The organism is Brachymonas denitrificans (assembly GCF_907163135.1).
GTDB lineage: Bacteria > Pseudomonadota > Gammaproteobacteria > Burkholderiales > Burkholderiaceae_C > Brachymonas > Brachymonas denitrificans_A.
Map to the genome: position 1 here is coordinate 2,293,047 of NZ_CAJQUA010000001.1, position 15,121 is coordinate 2,308,167.

Consider the following 15,121-nt stretch of genomic DNA (forward strand, 5'->3'; position numbering starts at 1 on the left):
GCCTCTAGGATTCCAGACTTGGCGTTTGGATTATTGCGAAGCATTGGCCACCTATTCCACTAGGTGATAGCGTTTTCAATGTATAGAATAGGCTATTGACTCCCCTGCAACCGCGAACCCCAATCCTCCACCAGCCCCGCATCCAGCCGCCGCGCAAACAACCGCTGCCACGAAGCCGGCAGCCCCAGTCCCAGCAGTTCCTGCATGACTGCGGGCTCACACTCCCGATCCCGAATCACCCCCAACACCCGCGCCACACTCCACTCCGGATAGGGCCGCCGCACCAGCCCGATCGCATCCCCCGCCCGCAGCTCCCCCGGCTCCAACACCCGCAAGTACCACCCCGCACGCAAGGAGTCCTGCACCCGCCGCGCCATGTCGGGAATGCCGAAGCGGTCATTCAGCTTCCAGCATGGCTGCCGCCCCTGGCTCACTTCCAGCAGTGCCGTGCCCACGCGCCACTGGTCGCGCAGGCACACGTTCCACTCGTCCACGCCCTCCACGCTGAGGTTTTCGCCAAACGCCGGCGCCGCCGCAAAGCGCGTGTTGTCCGGAAACTGCTCGCGCCAGGCCGCATAGTGGCTCCAGGCGTACACATGCACGGCCTTGTCCGGCCCGCCGTGCACGCGCCGGTCGCCTTGTTCGTCGCCCTGCAGGCCTTCCGTGCCCACCGCGATCGGCCCATCCACCGGCTGCCGGTCGATGGCGCTGAAGGTGCCGGGGCGGGTGTAGGGCACGGCCTTGCCGGTGTAGACGCCGAGAATCCTGCCGATGATGTCCATGCGCGCGTTCCTTGGGAAAGATAGAGCGATCATGCGCCATTTCCGCCCGCGTGCAAGCGGTGCCCCTGTGCGCGGCAAGGCAATCGGGCAGGGCACCACCGCCACGCAGCATCGGCAAGAGACTACACTCAAGCCATCCAAGCATTCCGACAATCACAAGACCATGCCCAATTCCACCATCCCCGCCTGCCCGCAATGCGGCCTTGAAAACACCTACCCCGACGGCGACAACTTCATCTGCCCCGATTGCGGCCACGAGTGGCCGGCTCAGGCGCAGGCCGAGGAGGGCGACGAGGCTTCTGCCGCCGCGCTCGATGCCAACGGCACCCCGCTGGCCGACGGCGATGCCGTGATTCTGGTGAAGGATCTGAAGGTGAAGGGCAGTTCCGTCACGCTCAAGAAGGGCACCAAGATCAAGAGCATCCGCCTAGTGGATGGCGCCGGCGGCCACAACGTGGATTGCAAGACCGAGCACGGCAGCATGATGCTGAAGTCGGAGTTCCTGAAGAAGGCCTGAACACCATGAGCACCCCCGCCAGCCCCAGCCCGGTCCCGCTCAGCCGCAACCGCCTGCTGTTCGTCTCGGGCACGGCCTGGCTGTTCGATGCCATGGACGTGGGCCTGCTGGCCTTTGTGCTGGCCGCGCTGAAGGTGAGCTGGTCGCTCACGCCAGCGCAGATGGGCTGGCTGGGCAGCATCAACTCCATCGGCATGGCCGTGGGCGCGGTGGCGTTCGGCATGTGGGCCGACAGGGTGGGGCGCCGGCGCGTGTTCATCGCCACGCTGCTGCTGTTTTCCATCGCCAGCGGGCTGAGTGCCTTTGCCACCAGCCTGGCGGTGCTGATGGCGCTGCGCTTTCTGATCGGCGCCGGTTTGGGCGGCGAATTGCCGGTGGCGTCCACCTACGTCTCCGAGCGCGTGCCGGCGCACGAGCGCGGGCGCGTGGTGGTGCTGCTGGAAAGCTTCTGGGCGGTGGGCTGGCTGCTGGCAGCGCTGATCGCCTATTTCGTGATGCCGCGCTTCGCGCCCGATACCGGCTGGCGCGTCGCCATGGTGCTGGGGGCCATTCCGGCGCTGTATGCGCTCTATCTGCGCCGTAGGCTGGATGATGACGCCCCCCAACCCGACACGCGCCAGCCCGTGCCACCGTGGACGGAGCGCCTCGCGCTGCTCTGGTCGGCCCCGCACCGCCGCAGCACGGCCATGCTGTGGCTGCTGTGGTTTACCGTGGTGTTCTCCTACTACGGCATGTTCCTGTGGCTGCCGAGCGTGATGGTGGCCAAGGGCTTTGCGCTGATCAAGAGCTTCGAATACGTGTTGATCATGACGCTGGCGCAGCTGCCGGGCTATTTCACCGCGGCCTGGCTGATCGAGCGCGCGGGGCGCAAGTTCGTGCTGGTGAGCTATCTGCTGGGCACGGCGGTCAGCGCCTGGGCCTTTGGCAATGCCGGCAGCGAGACCGCGCTGCTGGTGGCGGGCATCCTGCTGTCCTTCTTCAACCTGGGGGCCTGGGGTGCGCTGTATGCCTACACGCCCGAGAACTATCCGGGCAGCATCCGCGCCAGCGGCGTGGGCACGGCGGCGGGAATAGGGCGGCTGGGCGGCATTCTGGGGCCGCTGACGATTCCCCTCCTCGGCGCGCAGGGCTGGCCCACCAGCGCCATCTTCGCGCTGTTTGCCGTCACCATCGTGATCGGCGTGGCGGGGGTGCTGCTGCTCGGGCGCGAGACGCGTGGCCAGGTGATGGACTGAATCCGCCAGAGGCAGGAAGCAGCCCAGAGCGCGTTGCCATAAGCCGGTTGCTTCCGGCGCAGCCGTTTTCCGTCGGCGCACGGCCTGCGCCACGCACCCACTTTTTCGCTTTATCGCTTGTCTGCAGCAGCACTCGCAGCCTGCACGGCCTTCTCGCCTGCCGTCACGGCGGCGCTGGCTGCCTTTTCCGCCGCGGCCGCCACGTTCGAAGCAGCACGCTGCGCGGCATGGGCCGCCTCGTCATCCACCGAGCCCGGCACCGGCAGGGCCGCCGCATCCCGTGCGGCAGAGGCTGCCAGATCGGCATTGGCACGGGTGTTGGCCACGGCGTCGGACGCATTCACGGCCCGGGTAAGGGCTTCGCTGGTAGACGCTGGCGTTTCGGGACGGGCGGTGTCCCGGATTTCTTCGCTGCAGGCAGACAGGGTCAACGCGGCGGCGCAAGCCACGGCGGGCAGAATCATGCGTTTCATGGAACACTCCTTTTCTGATTGGTGTTTGCGACCAGACTGCATCGCCCGTACACGGACGCGCGGCGGCATCACCCGGTCACGCGTGCAACCAGTCTAGGGATCAAATCCCTCCCAGGCTGTGGGAGAACAGCGCATCGGCATGCAGCCAAATCCCTGACGTGGGTCACCCTTGATTGCCTCCGGGCTGCTCTCTGCCCGCCACGGCCTGCGCACCCCCGCCTTGCCCCTGACACGCAACGCGCCAATAATGGTCCTGTCGTTTTCAAGCAGGAGTAGGGATGACCATTCTGATTCTGGGCCTGGTGCTGTTCCTGGGCCCGCATTCCGTGCGTGTCGTGGCCGAACCCTGGCGCACGCAGATGCTGCAGCGCCTCGGCGAAAAGCCCTGGAAGGGCCTGTACAGCCTGGTGTCGCTGCTGGGTTTCGTGCTCATCATCTGGGGCTACGGGGTGGCGCGCGCCGACCCGGTGGTGCTGTGGCAGCCGCCCGTGGCCATGCGCCATATCGCCAGCCTGCTCACGCTGTTTGCTTTCATCCTGCTCACCGCCGCCTACGTGCCGGGCAACAGCATCAAGGGCCGCCTGCACCACCCGATGATCCTGGGCGTGAAGCTGTGGGCGTTTGCCCACCTGCTGGCCAACAGCATGTTGGCCGATCTGGTGCTGTTCGGCGCCTTTCTGCTCTGGGCCGTGCTCGACTACCGCGCCGCGCGCAAGCGCGACCGCGAACAGGGCATCAGCTACCCGCCGGGCACGCTGGGCCGCAGCGCCGTGGCCATTGTGATCGGCACCGCACTGTGGGCGGCATTCGCCTTCTGGCTGCACTTCGCCTGGATTGGCGTGGCACCCTTCGGCGCCTGAGCGCGGGGGCGCCCGGGCAGGGCGCTCAGGCCGCCGCGGCGACCGCTGCTTGCGCCCGCGCCGGCTTGCGCACGTGCTGCCCGAAAAAGCGCACCATCTCGGCCGCGGCATTCGGCCCCAGCGGATCGGTATAGCTGCCGCCGGCATGGCCGCCGCACCAAGCGTGCGCGCAGCCATGCACCAACCAGCTTTCGGCCATCACCTCGCCGTCAGCCGTGCGGTAGCTGGTGCGCGTCACATCGCGGCCGTTGGCACGGAAACGCTTGCTGCTCACCTCGGCATCGGGCGCCACGCAGGCCGCCACCAGGTGCTGGGCATTGGTGGGATGCACCACCTTGTCCAGATCGCCCTGGAACACGATCATGGGCACGCAGTCCTCGGTGTAGGGAAACACGATGCTGCGCCCGCCCCGGCGCATGGCCATCATGGCGGTGAACAGGCCGCTTGCAGCGCCCGGCGCCATGCCGGCATACACGCCCAGCGCCGCGAACAGCTCGGGATACAGGCGTGCCACCAGGGCCGCCATGGCCCCACCGGCAGACAGGCCGGCGATGTAGACGCGGTCCGGATCGATCGCGTGCCGGTTCAGCATGGCGCGGGTGATGCCGGCAATAAGGGCCGGCTCGCCGCGGCTGGGCTGCTGGTGGTTGCGCTGGAACCAGCTCCAGCACCGCTGCAGGCCGCGGTTGTCGGGCTGCTCGGGGTAGAGCACGTAGAACCCCTGCTCCCTGGCAAGCACATTCATGCCCGTGCCACGGGCAAAATCATCCGGGTTCTGGGTGCAGCCGTGCAGCATCACCACCAGGGGCAGCTTGCGCCGGCCCCCGGCGGCAGCGGGCGGAATGTACAGCTTGTAATGGCTCGATCCCACCCCCGGCTCTTCGTGGTGGCCGCGGCGGAAACTGCCCTTGGCCGGCACTTCTGGTGCGGTGGCCGCGGGCGCGGGCTTGCGCCCCGTCAGCCGGCGCTGCAAGCCTCCCAGAATGCTTCTGGCTTTCTGTAGGAACTTCATGGATCGATTGTGCGGCGCGTTTTGCTGCAGTGCAGCATCAAAAGGTAACGGCGGCGTTCATGCCGCAAAATCGCGTGACAAATTCAACAATGAATGGCGCAATCAGTCGCAATCCACACACAGTTCGCGCTTGAGCTGCAGGTACTGCGCCTCGTCGCTGGCGGTGTTGTCGTACAGCCGCAGTTCGGGATAACTGGCAGCATCGGGCATGAACAGGCGGGTGCGGTACTGGTCCCAGTGCTGCAGCTTCCACTGGTCGTTCGGGTTGCCGCGCTTCTCGATGCGGCGGCGCGCCTCGTCTTCCTGCAGATGCACCCAGACGATGCTGATTTCGGTGTCGTCCGGCACGCGCAGCCAGTCGCGGTCGATCAGTCTGTGTTCCTTGATCTCGCGCGAAAGCGGGCCCACCACGAACACATTGCAGTCCAGCGCCAGATTCTCGCGTGCCGTATCCAGCAGGCCGGCATATTCCGGATCACGCAGGTGCTGCAGGTACAGCGGGCTGTCGCGGTCGTTCGGGTTGCCGGTCAGCACGCCCATGACCGACGAACTGTAGTTGCCGTACAGCGTGTCCTTGTCCAGCAGGCAGAAGGACTGGCAGGTTTCGTCGTTCAGCTCACGCACCAGGCGCTTGGCCAGGGTGGTCTTGCCGGTGCCGGCGTGGCCGCAGATGAAGATGAGCTTGGACATGGGACTTGTCAGCAGAGTCGTGGAACCGACAGTGTAGCCAAAGGAATTAGTCATGCGCGACGCAAGGCCGATGTTTCACGTGAAGCAATCGTGCCGCGGCCGCGCAAATCGAGGGAAGCGACTGCCCCGTCAGCCCACGCCCAGCGCGTTCTTCAGCGCATCCAGCAGCTTGCGCTCGCCTTCGCTGAACTGCTCGCCGCCAAAGCCGAGAAAACCGCCTTCGCTCGAGGCCATGGCCACCTTTTCGGCCGCGCCCAGCACCCACTGGCGGTATTCGGCTGCCACGGCCGGATCCAGCGTCATCAGCAGGTTGTTGGCTTCGCTGGCATCGGCCACCGCCATGTCGACCAGCTTTTCCTGCGAGTTGACCTGCTTTTCGCGGATGCGGTTCTGCATCCAGTCGCGCGTGGCACGCATTTCGGCAATCTCGGCACTGCGGTCGACGGCCTGCGGATCGGGCAGGATGGAGCGGATCAGTTCGTTGTTCGGATACAGGCGCATGCCTTCGAGCAGGGCCTTGCTGTTGGTGAACATTTCCTTGCCGGTACCGAAAAGTCCGCTATTGCCGGCAAACGCCATGGCAGAGCCGATGGTGTGGGGCAGGGAGGCCAGCAGTTGCTGCTGTTCGGGGGTGAGGGCGAGGGCCATGGCCGCATCCTTTATGCTTGTGATGTCCGTATGGGGGTGCACACGAAAATCCTGGCAGAACACCTTGCAGCACGCATCCTTTGTCAGAGCGGTGAATGTCCCGGGCTGGCCCGCGCGAGGCTGGCCAGTGGCGGTACATTCTTGTCACATCCATCTCGCAGTAAGGCGCGAAGTCTGCAAGGTGTTTTGCCAGGATTTGCAGGTACGGTTCCACTGTAGGCAGATAGCGGAGGTAGCAGTGTAAGAAAAAACCCCAAGCATCTGCCAGTCAGTGGGATTCAAGGAGGCGTATGCTTTATGCTGCCCTGCATGACATCTTTTGCTGTATCTATAGCTGATCCACGCCTGCCAGCGCTACGTCTGGCTGCCTTGCTGATGCTCGTGATCCTGGCCGTCTCCGGCTGGATGGCCGGCGACAAGCCCACCTGGCTGCTGGAAACCCTGCCGGTCATGATTGCCGTGCCGCTGCTCGCCTTCACGCACCGGCGCTATCCGCTGACCACGCTGCTCTACGTGCTGGCCTTTCTGCACTGCCTGGTGCTGATCTATGGCGGCATCTACACCTATGCCGAAACGCCGTTCGGCTTCTGGCTGCGCGACTGGCTGGGCACGGTGCGCAATCCCTATGACAAGATCGGCCACTTCATGCAGGGTTTTGTGCCGGCAGTGGCAGCGCGCGAGATCCTGCTGCGCGGCCGGCACGTGCGCGGTCCGCGCATGCTGGCCTTTCTGGTGCTGTGCGTGGTGATGGCGATCAGCGCCTGCTACGAGCTGATCGAGTGGGGCGTGGCCCTGCTGTCGGACCAGGCCGCCGATGCCTTCCTCGGCACCCAGGGCGATCCGTGGGACACGCAATCCGACATGGGCTTTGCGCTGCTCGGAGGCATTGCGGCGCTGACGCTGCTGCCCGGCGTGCATGACCGGCAGCTGCAGCGCTTGCCGACTGTTACCGCTGCTGCAGCCCCGGCGCAGCAGGGGCGCTGATCCTGGTTTACAGTGGGCATGTAGTCATCCATTCACCAAGCAGACAAGGAGAGAACCAATGTCCAGTGTGGGCTATCACGAACCGGTCAATGAACTGAGCAACGAGACGCGCGACATGCACCGCGCCATCGTCTCGCTGATGGAAGAACTCGAAGCGGTCGACTGGTACAACCAGCGCGCCGATGCCTGCCAGGACGAGCAGCTGCGCAAGGTGCTGGAGCACAACCGCGACGAGGAGAAGGAACACGCCGCGATGACGCTGGAATGGATCCGCCGCAAGGATCCGACTTTCTCGAAATACCTGAAGGAGTTCCTGTTCACCGACGGCCCGCTGGTCGACATGGAGAACCACCAGCACTGAGCGCCGCTGGCAGCGCCTCAAGGCACAACGGGTCCGTTCAAGCGGACCCGTTTTGCGTTGGCTTCAGCCTGCGCGGCTGCGCTTTCAGAGAATCCGGTTCTTCTCGATGATGTACTCGATCAGCAGCTTGGCCAGGAAGCCGGTCATGCCCAGGCCGAGTGCCAGGAACAGCCAGAAGGTGCCGGTCTTGCCTGCCTTGGATTTCCACGCCAGGTTGGCGATGATGAAGATCATGTAGAGCATGAAGGCACCAATGCCGAAGGTCATGCCGAACTGGGTGATCTGTTCTTCCGTGAAACCAAACATGGGGGCGTGTTCCGTAGTGTGCGTGCGTTGCGGGCCGATTTCCGCAATGGGGATAGCTGCAAGCATAGCGGCATTTTCGGGCCACGCGGGCAGCTTGCGACCAAGTCCTACAGGGCGGGCGGGCATCGCCCGCAAACGTCAAAAGGCCCGCGCATGCGGGCCTTTGGGGGCGACTTCCGCACTGGAAGCCGTTGCGCCGAAGATTACTTCTTCTTCGGGGCAGCGCGCGGGGCCTGCACCGGCTGGGAAGTCATTTCGTCGAACATCTTCTTCTGGGCGTCGTCCAGCTTGTTGTACAGGCCCAGGGAAGCGTCGTAACGCTTGTTCAGGAAGGCATTTTCTTCAGCGCGCAGGCTCTTCAGGAACTCGATGCGCTGGGGCGTCTTCATGTTGTTGAACTCGGCAGCGCTCGGGTTGCGGCTGGGGTTGAAGTTCTGCGTGTAGGCGGCCACGAAGCCGTTCCAGGCCGCTTCCTGACCGGCGTTGATCTTCAGCACGTTCTTCAGCTGGGCAATCTGGTTCTGGGCGTTGGCTGCAGCGTTGGCGGGGGCCTTCTGGGCCATGGCAACACCGCTGGTACCCAGCACGCCCATCATGGCGGCTGCGATCAGGGGCTTGGCAAAAGTCTTCGTAAAGGTCATGGTCTTCCTTGCAAAAGAAAAGGTTCACTGCGGCGAACCACCGTGGCTACGCCGAATATGCACAGTATGCCCACAACAGCGCCGCTACCATCGGCGCTGCGTGTGGATTTGTAAGCAATCAGGCTGATATTAGCATCCTGCGCGGGATGGTTACACATTCCGCAAGCTTGATGTCATGCCGCAACAGCCGTGCGTGGGCGATTTGGGCGGCGGCGCCGCCTTGCCCGAAATGCTGTCGGTGATGGGACAGCCCTCCTCGAGCGTGCCGCAGTCGCGCGTCAGGTCGAGCAAGGCCTGCTTCATGAACTGGATCTCCCGGATGCGGCAATCGAGCAGCTCGATATGCTTGTCGGCCAGCTCCTTGGCGGCCGCGCAATGGTCGCCGCCGGCGCGCCACATCTTGAGCAGCTTCTCGATGTCGTCCAGGCTGAAATCGACCGAACGGCAATGCTGGATGAAGCGCAGCGTCTGCACATCGTCGAGCGAGTAGAGGCGGTAGCCGCCGCCACTGCGCTGGATTTCGCCGAGCAGGCCCTGGGCCTCGTAGTGGCGCACCATCTTGGGCGTCAGGCCGGACAGGCGCGACGCAATGCCGACGTTCACCGGCCATTCTTCCACGCCCGTGGTATCGACCGGTTCGGGATGCAGCAGGTCAATCATGGCAGCTGTCCTCCACCTGGTAGCCTTCCTCGCGGATCGCCTCGCAGACGCTTGCGGCATCCGCCACGGTCTGTACCTGCACCAGATTGGCCTCGCGGTCGATGCTGACTTCGGCACCGCCATCCACTTGCCGGATGGCGCGGGTGACGGCCTTTTCGCAATGACCGCAAGTCATTCCCTTGACGGTTAGACGGTAGGTGTGGGTAGTCATGGGCGTACTCCTGGAAAAAAAGCGGATCGCGTTTTGCCGCTATCCTGCATTGCATCCCTTGCGCAAGCCCTTGACGGGCGTGGTGTCTTGCGTTTCAGGGTAAACCTTATCACGGTGACAAGGTTTATGCTTTCGCCATTATGCGGCAAATTTGAAAACAACATGAATTTTTCTGCATCTCTACCTACCGTGGATATCGGAATCGACGGCATGACCTGTGCCTCCTGCGTGGCGCGTGTGGAGCGCGCCCTGCGCAAGGTGGAAGGCGTGCAGGATGCCAGCGTCAACCTGGCGACCGAGTCCGCACGAGTGACGCTGGCGCCGGAACTGGCGGCGGACGCTGCCGGCCAGGCCCCGGCCATCCTGCTGCGCGCCATCCGCAATGCCGGCTACACGCCACGTGCACAAAGCGGCTTGCAGCCGCTCGATAACACCCGCATTTTAGGGGTTCCACGCGACTTTGCGCCGGTGCTGGCCGGCCTGCTGCTGTGCCTGCCGCTGGTGGCGCCGATGTTTCTGGCGCCCTTCATCGGAGCGGACGCAGCGCACAGCCTGGTGCCGGTGTGGTTGCAATTCATCCTTGGCACCATCGTGCAGTTCACACTCGGCCTGCGCTTCTACCGCGGTGCCTGGCATGCGCTGAAGCAGCGCACCGGCAATATGGAACTGCTGGTGGCCATCGGTACCACGGCGGCCTGGGGGCTGTCGCTGTGGCTGTGGTGGCGGCACGGCCTGTCGGTGGATGACGCGCATCGCGGCATGCACGGAGCGCCCCATGTGTATTTCGAAAGCGCCGCCGTGGTGATCACGCTGGTGCAGCTGGGCAAGTGGCTGGAAATGCGTGCCCGGCGCCAGACTTCGCAGGCGATTGCCGCGCTGCAGGCGCTGCGCCCGGACGTGGCGCACTGGCTGTCGCCGCTGGATGGCGAGCAGGATGTACCGGTCTCGGAACTGCTGGTGGGCGACCGCGTGCTGCTGCGCCCGGGCGAGCGCGTGCCGGCCGATGCCACGGTGGTGGAAGGCAGCAGCCAGATCGACGCCAGCATGCTGACGGGCGAGCCACTGCCGGTGGACGTGGGGCCGGGCGACAAGGTGACAGGCGGCACGCTCAACGGCGGCGGGCTGCTGCAGCTGCAGGTGACGGCCACCGCCGGCGAGGGCGTGCTGGCCCACATCATCCGCCTGGTGGAAGACGCCCAGGCTGCCAAGCCGCCGATCCAGAAGCTGGTGGACAAGGTGGCGGCGGTATTCGTGCCGGCGGTGCTGGTGGTGGCGGCGCTGACGCTGGCAGCCTGGCTGCTGGCCGGCCTGCCGACCGAGCAGGCAATTCTGCGTGCCGTGGCCGTGCTGGTGATTGCCTGCCCCTGTGCGCTGGGCCTGGCCACGCCGGTGGCCATCATGGCCGGGACCGGAGTGGCCGCGAAACATGGCATTCTGATCAAGGACAGCGTGGCGCTGGAACGCGCGCACGAGGTGCAGGTGGTGGCCTTTGACAAGACCGGCACGCTCACGCAGGGCCAGCCGGTGCTGGCTGCGCTGCTGCCGCTGCAGACGGGCAGCGCGAAGGGACCGGATGGCAGCGCTACCGAACACGCTGCCGTCACACCAGCGCTTGCCGCAGCCGCAGCGCTGCAGCAGGGCAGTGAACATCCGCTGGCACTGGCTGTACTGCGCGCGATGAAGGACAGCCAGGGCGCTGCGCTTGGGAATCCCGCACAGGAGGTGCAGGCGGTAGCCGGCCACGGCATACAGGGCCGGCTGGAAGATGGTGCCCTCTGGTACCTCGGCAGCCTGCGCTGGATGGAACAGCTGCAGCCCGAAGCAGTCGGCACCGATGCGGGAGAGGATTTCATGCGCCACTGGCTGGCACAGGGCGCCACGCTGTCGGCGCTGGCACGCCAGCAGCCGGGCGGTCCGATGCAATTGCAGGCCCTGCTGGCTTTTACCGATACGCCCAAGCCCGAAGCGGCCGAGGCCGTGGGCAAGCTGCACGCGCAAGGCCTGCAAACGGTGCTGATCAGCGGCGACAATCGCGCGGCTGCCGAGGCACTGGCGCGCCGCGTGGGCCTGAAACCGGAACAGGGCGAGGTGCAGGCCGAGGTGCTGCCGGCCGACAAGGCCGAGGCCATCCGGCAGTTGCAGCAGGGCAGCGGCGGCATACCGAGCGTGGTGGCCATGGTGGGGGACGGCATCAACGACGCGCCGGCGCTGGCTGCCGCCGATGTGGGCATGGCCATGGCCAATCCGCAGGGCGGCACCGACGTGGCCCTGCATGCCGCCGACGTTACGCTGATGCGCGGCGACGTGCGGCTGGTGGCAGGTGCCATCGCCATCTCGCGCGCCACCGTGCGCAAGATCCGCCAGAATCTGTTCTGGGCCTTTGCCTACAACGTCATCGGCATCCCGCTGGCCGCCTTCGGCATGCTCAGCCCGATGCTGGCCGGTGCGGCCATGGCGCTCAGTTCCGTTTCGGTGGTGAGCAATGCGCTGCTGTTGCGGCGCTGGAAGCCCTGATCCGGGGCCGGGCAGGCCATGCGTTCATCGGAACGATGGCCTGCGCTTCCCGGCGGCAGGGTCAGTGCATCGCATGCGCGGCGGAGGCTGCAGCCTGTCCGGCAGCAGGCGCCGTCGCGCCATGCACGCCGCTCTCATGACTTGAACCGGCCGCCGGCTGCCAGCCCAGCAGGCCGGGATCCGCCATGCCGGCAATCATGGCCACATGCCCGAGCACCAGGAACAGGGCGATGCAGATGGCCTGCAACCGGCGCTTGGCCCACACCTCGGCGCCGCGGTTGATCAGGCCGAGTTGCTGCAGCGCCACCACCACCAGCGGCAGCCCCCCCAGCAGATAGCTGCCGACCGCAATCACATCGATCGCGGTGCGCCAGGCGTGGGCCTGCGTGATGGGCACCACAGCCTGCGGCAACAACCAGGCAATCACGCCGATGAAATACAGCCCCACAGCAATCCCGACGAAACGGTTGAGGGACGCCACTGCCCCGTCCAGCTTGCGCGTGAACAGCAGGTACAGCTCGGTGATGGCCAGGGTTTCGGCCAGGATGACCGGAATGGCCATGAAAAGGATCAGGTTCCAGGGCTGGTTGGTGGCCAGCAATTCCATGTAATGCGTCATGTTCATGACAAATGACTCCAGAAAAAGTGAGGCAGCCGGCGGTACGGCCGGATCAGGCCGGCACGGCGGCAGGAAATACGCAGGGAAGCTCCCGCCTGGAAATCAGGCGGGTTTTCCGGAGTCAGGCCGCAGGGGGTCGGTAGGGCACGTCGATATGCCCGGAAAGCCTCAGGTCGCGCACGCGGGCGTGCAGCGTGGCCGGGGCAGCCTCTGCGGGAAGCAGCAGGGGCAGGGTGGCCAGCACCGGCGGCAGGCAGCAGACATGACCGCCTGCATGATGCGTGCTGCCGGTGCCATGGGACGGGGAACATGGGCGCTGGGAGACCTCGTGGTGGACGCCAGAAGAGGCGTGCGCACCTGCCTGGTCATTCCGATTGCCGGCATTGGAGCAGGGATCGGGGAGACTGCCTGCGTGTTGCCATGGGGCTGCCGCAACCGTGCGGTCATGCCCCGCATGCAGCGGCCCGCCCAGCAGCAGGGACAGGCACAACAACATCAGGGTCAGCACACGCATGCATCGATTGTAAGGCCGCAGGGGGCAGGCGGCAGCAGCGCGGCCGCGAGACAACAGAATCGCCGGATCTCACGGCGCTCAGGCCGGCGTGTTCAGCACCGGTCGCGCCAGCACGGCGTCTTCCTTCGCCACGCTGTAGCCGTCGCCGCCCATCTTGCCCAGCGTCCGGTGCTGCGCCAGCGAAATCTCGCCATTGGCCTCGACCGATTCGTGCACGTGGATGGCCACCACATCGAGCAGCATCATCGTGCCGCCCATGGGATTGCTGGCCACCGGCAGGATCTGGCGCAGGCGGCATTCGTAGCGCACCGGCGCAATCGCCACGCCGGGAACGGCCACATGCACGCTCGGCGCGCGCTCGATGCCGGCAGCGTCGAATTCGCTCACGTCCGGCGGATAGTCGCCGGCGCAGGCATTCATCAGTTCCAGCTGCGCGCTGCTGGCCACGTTGACCACGCATTCGCCGCTCTTTTGCAGATTGGTCAGTGTGTCCTTGTGCGGGCGCTCGGCAGGGCGGTTGGGCGGGTTCACCTGCGTTACTGCCAGCACCGGCGGCTGCACGCTGGCCACGGTGAAAAAGGAATAGGGCGCCAGGTTGTCCACCCCCTCGGCGCTGCGCGTGCTGACCCAGGCAATCGGGCGCGGCACCACGCCGCTGGTGAGCAGACGGTAGACACGGGGCACATCACGCGGGGTATCGGCAAGCAGGTCGACGAGCATGGCAGGTCCTTGAATCGGAAATCAATCTACCGGTCAATATAGCATCAGGGCTTACCCTGAATGCCGCGGATGCGGGCGAACGCCGTGCTAACGTAGCCGGATGACCACGCCGCCTGCTTCCCCTCCCCGGTTTTCCTTGCGCGGCATGGTGCTGCTGGCGCTGGCCCTGTCGCTGGCAGCGGCGATTTCGCTGGGCGTGACGCGCTTTGCCTACAGCCTGCTGCTGCCGGTGATGCGGGCCGACCTGCAGTGGAGCTATACCATCGCCGGGGCCATGAATACCGTCAACGCGGCCGGCTATCTGGTAGGTGCTCTGCTGATGCCGCGCCTGGTGCAACATATTTCGCACGAGCGGGTTGTGCTGGCCAGTGCCTTGCTGGCCAGTGTGTTGATGGGGATTTCCGGGCTGTTCACCGATACCGGCATGCTGCTGGCCCTGCGCCTGCTGGCAGGGGTGCTGAGCGCCACGCTGTTCGTCGGTGGCGGGCTGCTGGCGGCTCGGCTGAGCAGCTACGCACCAGCCCACAGCGGGCTGCTGCTGGGGCTGTATTACGGCGGTACCGGCTGGGGCATTGCCGGATCGGCACTGTGGGTGCCACTGGCGCTGGAGCTCAGTGCCGGACAGGCCCATTCCTGGCAATCATCCTGGTGGCTGCTGGGCGGCATGTGCCTGCTGGCCATGATCGGCTTGCTGCTGGCGCGGCCCTGGCTGCACCGGCTGTGGCAGCAAGCGCCCCCTCCCAAGCCCTCCGCAACGGCAAACTCGGCTGGCTCGGGTCGTGCAGCAGGTGTCGCTCTGCAAGAGCGTTTCCGCTGGCGGCAGTTCGGTTTTGCCCTGGCCGCCTATTTCCAGTTCGGTCTGGGCTATATCGGCTACATGACCTTCATCATCGCCCTGCTGCGCAGCAGCGGGGCCTCCTCCTTGCAGATCACCGTTTTCTATGCCTTGCTCGGCCTGGCGGTAGTGGCCTCCGGCCGCATCTGGGCTCGCCTGCTGGACCGCTACCACGGGGGGCAGGCGCTGGCCATTCTGAGCGCGCTGCTCGGGCTGGCCACGCTGCTGCCGGTGCTCTCCACCCATTCGCTGCTGGCCATGGTTTCGGGCATGCTGTTTGGCGCCACCTTTCTCTCCGTGGTGGCCTCGACCACCGCATTGGTGCGCCACAACCTGGGGCCGGAGGCCTGGGTCAGCGGCATCAGCGCCTTCACCATCGTGTTTGCCGTTGGCCAGGTACTGGGTCCGGCGCTGGTGGGATGGATCTCGGACGGCCCGGGCGGGCTGCAGCGCGGCCTGCTGGTGTCCGCACTGGCGCTGTGGCTGGGGGCCCTGCTGGCAAGCCGGCAAAAGGCGCTGCAAGCGCGTTGAGCGGCTTT

General features: G+C 65.6%; 19 protein-coding genes. 7 read left to right on the plus strand and 12 right to left on the minus strand.

The window, feature by feature from the left end; genetic code table 11:
• Positions 1-92: 92 nt before the first annotated feature.
• Positions 93-782 carry an MOSC domain-containing protein gene (locus KKQ75_RS10670; RefSeq protein WP_213362138.1) on the minus strand — a complete coding sequence of 230 codons (690 nt, stop codon included), beginning with the start codon at positions 780-782 and terminating at the stop codon, positions 93-95.
• A 163-nt stretch (positions 783-945) separates the two neighbouring features.
• Here KKQ75_RS10670 and KKQ75_RS10675 point away from each other — a divergent pair, with 163 nt between their 5' ends.
• Together KKQ75_RS10675 and KKQ75_RS10680 are read left to right on the plus strand one after the other, a co-directional pair.
• Complete coding sequence (locus tag KKQ75_RS10675; RefSeq protein WP_213362139.1) at positions 946-1,299, plus strand: zinc ribbon domain-containing protein YjdM; 354 nt, start codon at positions 946-948, stop codon at positions 1,297-1,299.
• 5 nt (positions 1,300-1,304) lie between these two features.
• Complete coding sequence (locus KKQ75_RS10680; RefSeq protein WP_213362140.1) at positions 1,305-2,534, plus strand: MFS transporter; 1,230 nt, start codon at positions 1,305-1,307, stop codon at positions 2,532-2,534.
• Positions 2,535-2,644: 110 nt separating this feature from the next.
• Here KKQ75_RS10680 and KKQ75_RS10685 read toward each other — a convergent pair whose 3' ends face one another.
• Positions 2,645-3,007, minus strand: coding sequence for a hypothetical protein (locus KKQ75_RS10685; RefSeq protein WP_213362142.1), 363 nt, complete (start codon positions 3,005-3,007; stop codon positions 2,645-2,647).
• Positions 3,008-3,285: 278 nt separating this feature from the next.
• On the opposite strand from KKQ75_RS10685, the gene KKQ75_RS10690 reads away from it, so the two are divergent.
• Positions 3,286-3,867, plus strand: coding sequence for an NnrU family protein (locus KKQ75_RS10690; RefSeq protein WP_213362144.1), 582 nt, complete (start codon positions 3,286-3,288; stop codon positions 3,865-3,867).
• A gap of 25 nt (positions 3,868-3,892) precedes the next feature.
• On the opposite strand, the gene KKQ75_RS10695 is transcribed toward KKQ75_RS10690, so the two are convergent.
• The 3 genes from KKQ75_RS10695 to KKQ75_RS10705 all read right to left on the minus strand — a co-directional run bounded on the left by KKQ75_RS10695 (position 3,893) and on the right by KKQ75_RS10705 (position 6,217).
• Positions 3,893-4,879, minus strand: coding sequence for an extracellular catalytic domain type 1 short-chain-length polyhydroxyalkanoate depolymerase (locus KKQ75_RS10695; RefSeq protein ID WP_213362146.1), 987 nt, complete (start codon positions 4,877-4,879; stop codon positions 3,893-3,895).
• A 102-nt stretch (positions 4,880-4,981) separates the two neighbouring features.
• On the minus strand, positions 4,982-5,569 hold the full coding sequence (locus KKQ75_RS10700; RefSeq protein ID WP_213362148.1) for an AAA family ATPase: 588 nt from the start codon (positions 5,567-5,569) through the stop codon (positions 4,982-4,984).
• A gap of 129 nt (positions 5,570-5,698) precedes the next feature.
• Positions 5,699-6,217 carry a hypothetical protein gene (locus KKQ75_RS10705; protein WP_213362149.1) on the minus strand — a complete coding sequence of 173 codons (519 nt, stop codon included), beginning with the start codon at positions 6,215-6,217 and terminating at the stop codon, positions 5,699-5,701.
• A gap of 309 nt (positions 6,218-6,526) precedes the next feature.
• On the opposite strand from KKQ75_RS10705, the gene KKQ75_RS10710 reads away from it, so the two are divergent.
• Positions 6,527-7,201 carry a DUF2238 domain-containing protein gene (locus KKQ75_RS10710; protein WP_213362150.1) on the plus strand — a complete coding sequence of 225 codons (675 nt, stop codon included), beginning with the start codon at positions 6,527-6,529 and terminating at the stop codon, positions 7,199-7,201.
• Between the two features lie 58 nt (positions 7,202-7,259).
• Positions 7,260-7,562 carry an encapsulin-associated ferritin-like protein gene (locus KKQ75_RS10715; RefSeq protein ID WP_213362151.1) on the plus strand — a complete coding sequence of 101 codons (303 nt, stop codon included), beginning with the start codon at positions 7,260-7,262 and terminating at the stop codon, positions 7,560-7,562.
• Positions 7,563-7,646: 84 nt separating this feature from the next.
• On the opposite strand, the gene KKQ75_RS10720 is transcribed toward KKQ75_RS10715, so the two are convergent.
• The 4 genes from KKQ75_RS10720 to KKQ75_RS10735 form a co-directional block, all read right to left on the minus strand.
• Complete coding sequence (locus KKQ75_RS10720; protein WP_213362152.1) at positions 7,647-7,868, minus strand: DUF2788 domain-containing protein; 222 nt, start codon at positions 7,866-7,868, stop codon at positions 7,647-7,649.
• A 203-nt stretch (positions 7,869-8,071) separates the two neighbouring features.
• On the minus strand, positions 8,072-8,509 hold the full coding sequence (locus KKQ75_RS10725) for a Spy/CpxP family protein refolding chaperone (protein ID WP_213362153.1): 438 nt from the start codon (positions 8,507-8,509) through the stop codon (positions 8,072-8,074).
• Between the two features lie 150 nt (positions 8,510-8,659).
• Positions 8,660-9,169, minus strand: a complete 510-nt coding sequence (locus KKQ75_RS10730; RefSeq protein WP_213362154.1) for a MerR family transcriptional regulator — start codon at positions 9,167-9,169, stop codon at positions 8,660-8,662.
• Positions 9,162-9,380: a heavy-metal-associated domain-containing protein gene (locus KKQ75_RS10735; protein WP_213362155.1), complete on the minus strand. Its 219-nt coding sequence runs from the start codon at positions 9,378-9,380 to the stop codon at positions 9,162-9,164. Before KKQ75_RS10735 ends, KKQ75_RS10730 begins: the two co-directional genes overlap by 8 nt.
• A 162-nt stretch (positions 9,381-9,542) precedes the next feature.
• On the opposite strand from KKQ75_RS10735, the gene KKQ75_RS10740 reads away from it, so the two are divergent.
• Positions 9,543-11,894, plus strand: a complete 2,352-nt coding sequence (locus tag KKQ75_RS10740; protein WP_213362156.1) for a heavy metal translocating P-type ATPase — start codon at positions 9,543-9,545, stop codon at positions 11,892-11,894.
• 61 nt (positions 11,895-11,955) lie between these two features.
• On the opposite strand, the gene KKQ75_RS10745 is transcribed toward KKQ75_RS10740, so the two are convergent.
• The 3 genes from KKQ75_RS10745 to KKQ75_RS10755 form a co-directional block, all read right to left on the minus strand.
• Positions 11,956-12,519, minus strand: coding sequence for a DUF6803 family protein (locus KKQ75_RS10745; RefSeq protein ID WP_213362157.1), 564 nt, complete (start codon positions 12,517-12,519; stop codon positions 11,956-11,958).
• Positions 12,520-12,634: 115 nt separating this feature from the next.
• Positions 12,635-13,027 (minus strand): hypothetical protein, encoded by a 393-nt coding sequence (locus KKQ75_RS10750; RefSeq protein WP_213362158.1) that lies wholly within the window; start codon positions 13,025-13,027, stop codon positions 12,635-12,637.
• 78 nt (positions 13,028-13,105) lie between these two features.
• Positions 13,106-13,747: a flavin reductase family protein gene (locus KKQ75_RS10755; protein ID WP_213362159.1), complete on the minus strand. Its 642-nt coding sequence runs from the start codon at positions 13,745-13,747 to the stop codon at positions 13,106-13,108.
• A 100-nt stretch (positions 13,748-13,847) separates the two neighbouring features.
• Here KKQ75_RS10755 and KKQ75_RS10760 point away from each other — a divergent pair, with 100 nt between their 5' ends.
• Entirely contained in the window at positions 13,848-15,113 is a 1,266-nt protein-coding gene (locus tag KKQ75_RS10760; protein WP_213362160.1) for a YbfB/YjiJ family MFS transporter, read from the plus strand.
• Positions 15,114-15,121 lie beyond the last annotated feature (8 nt).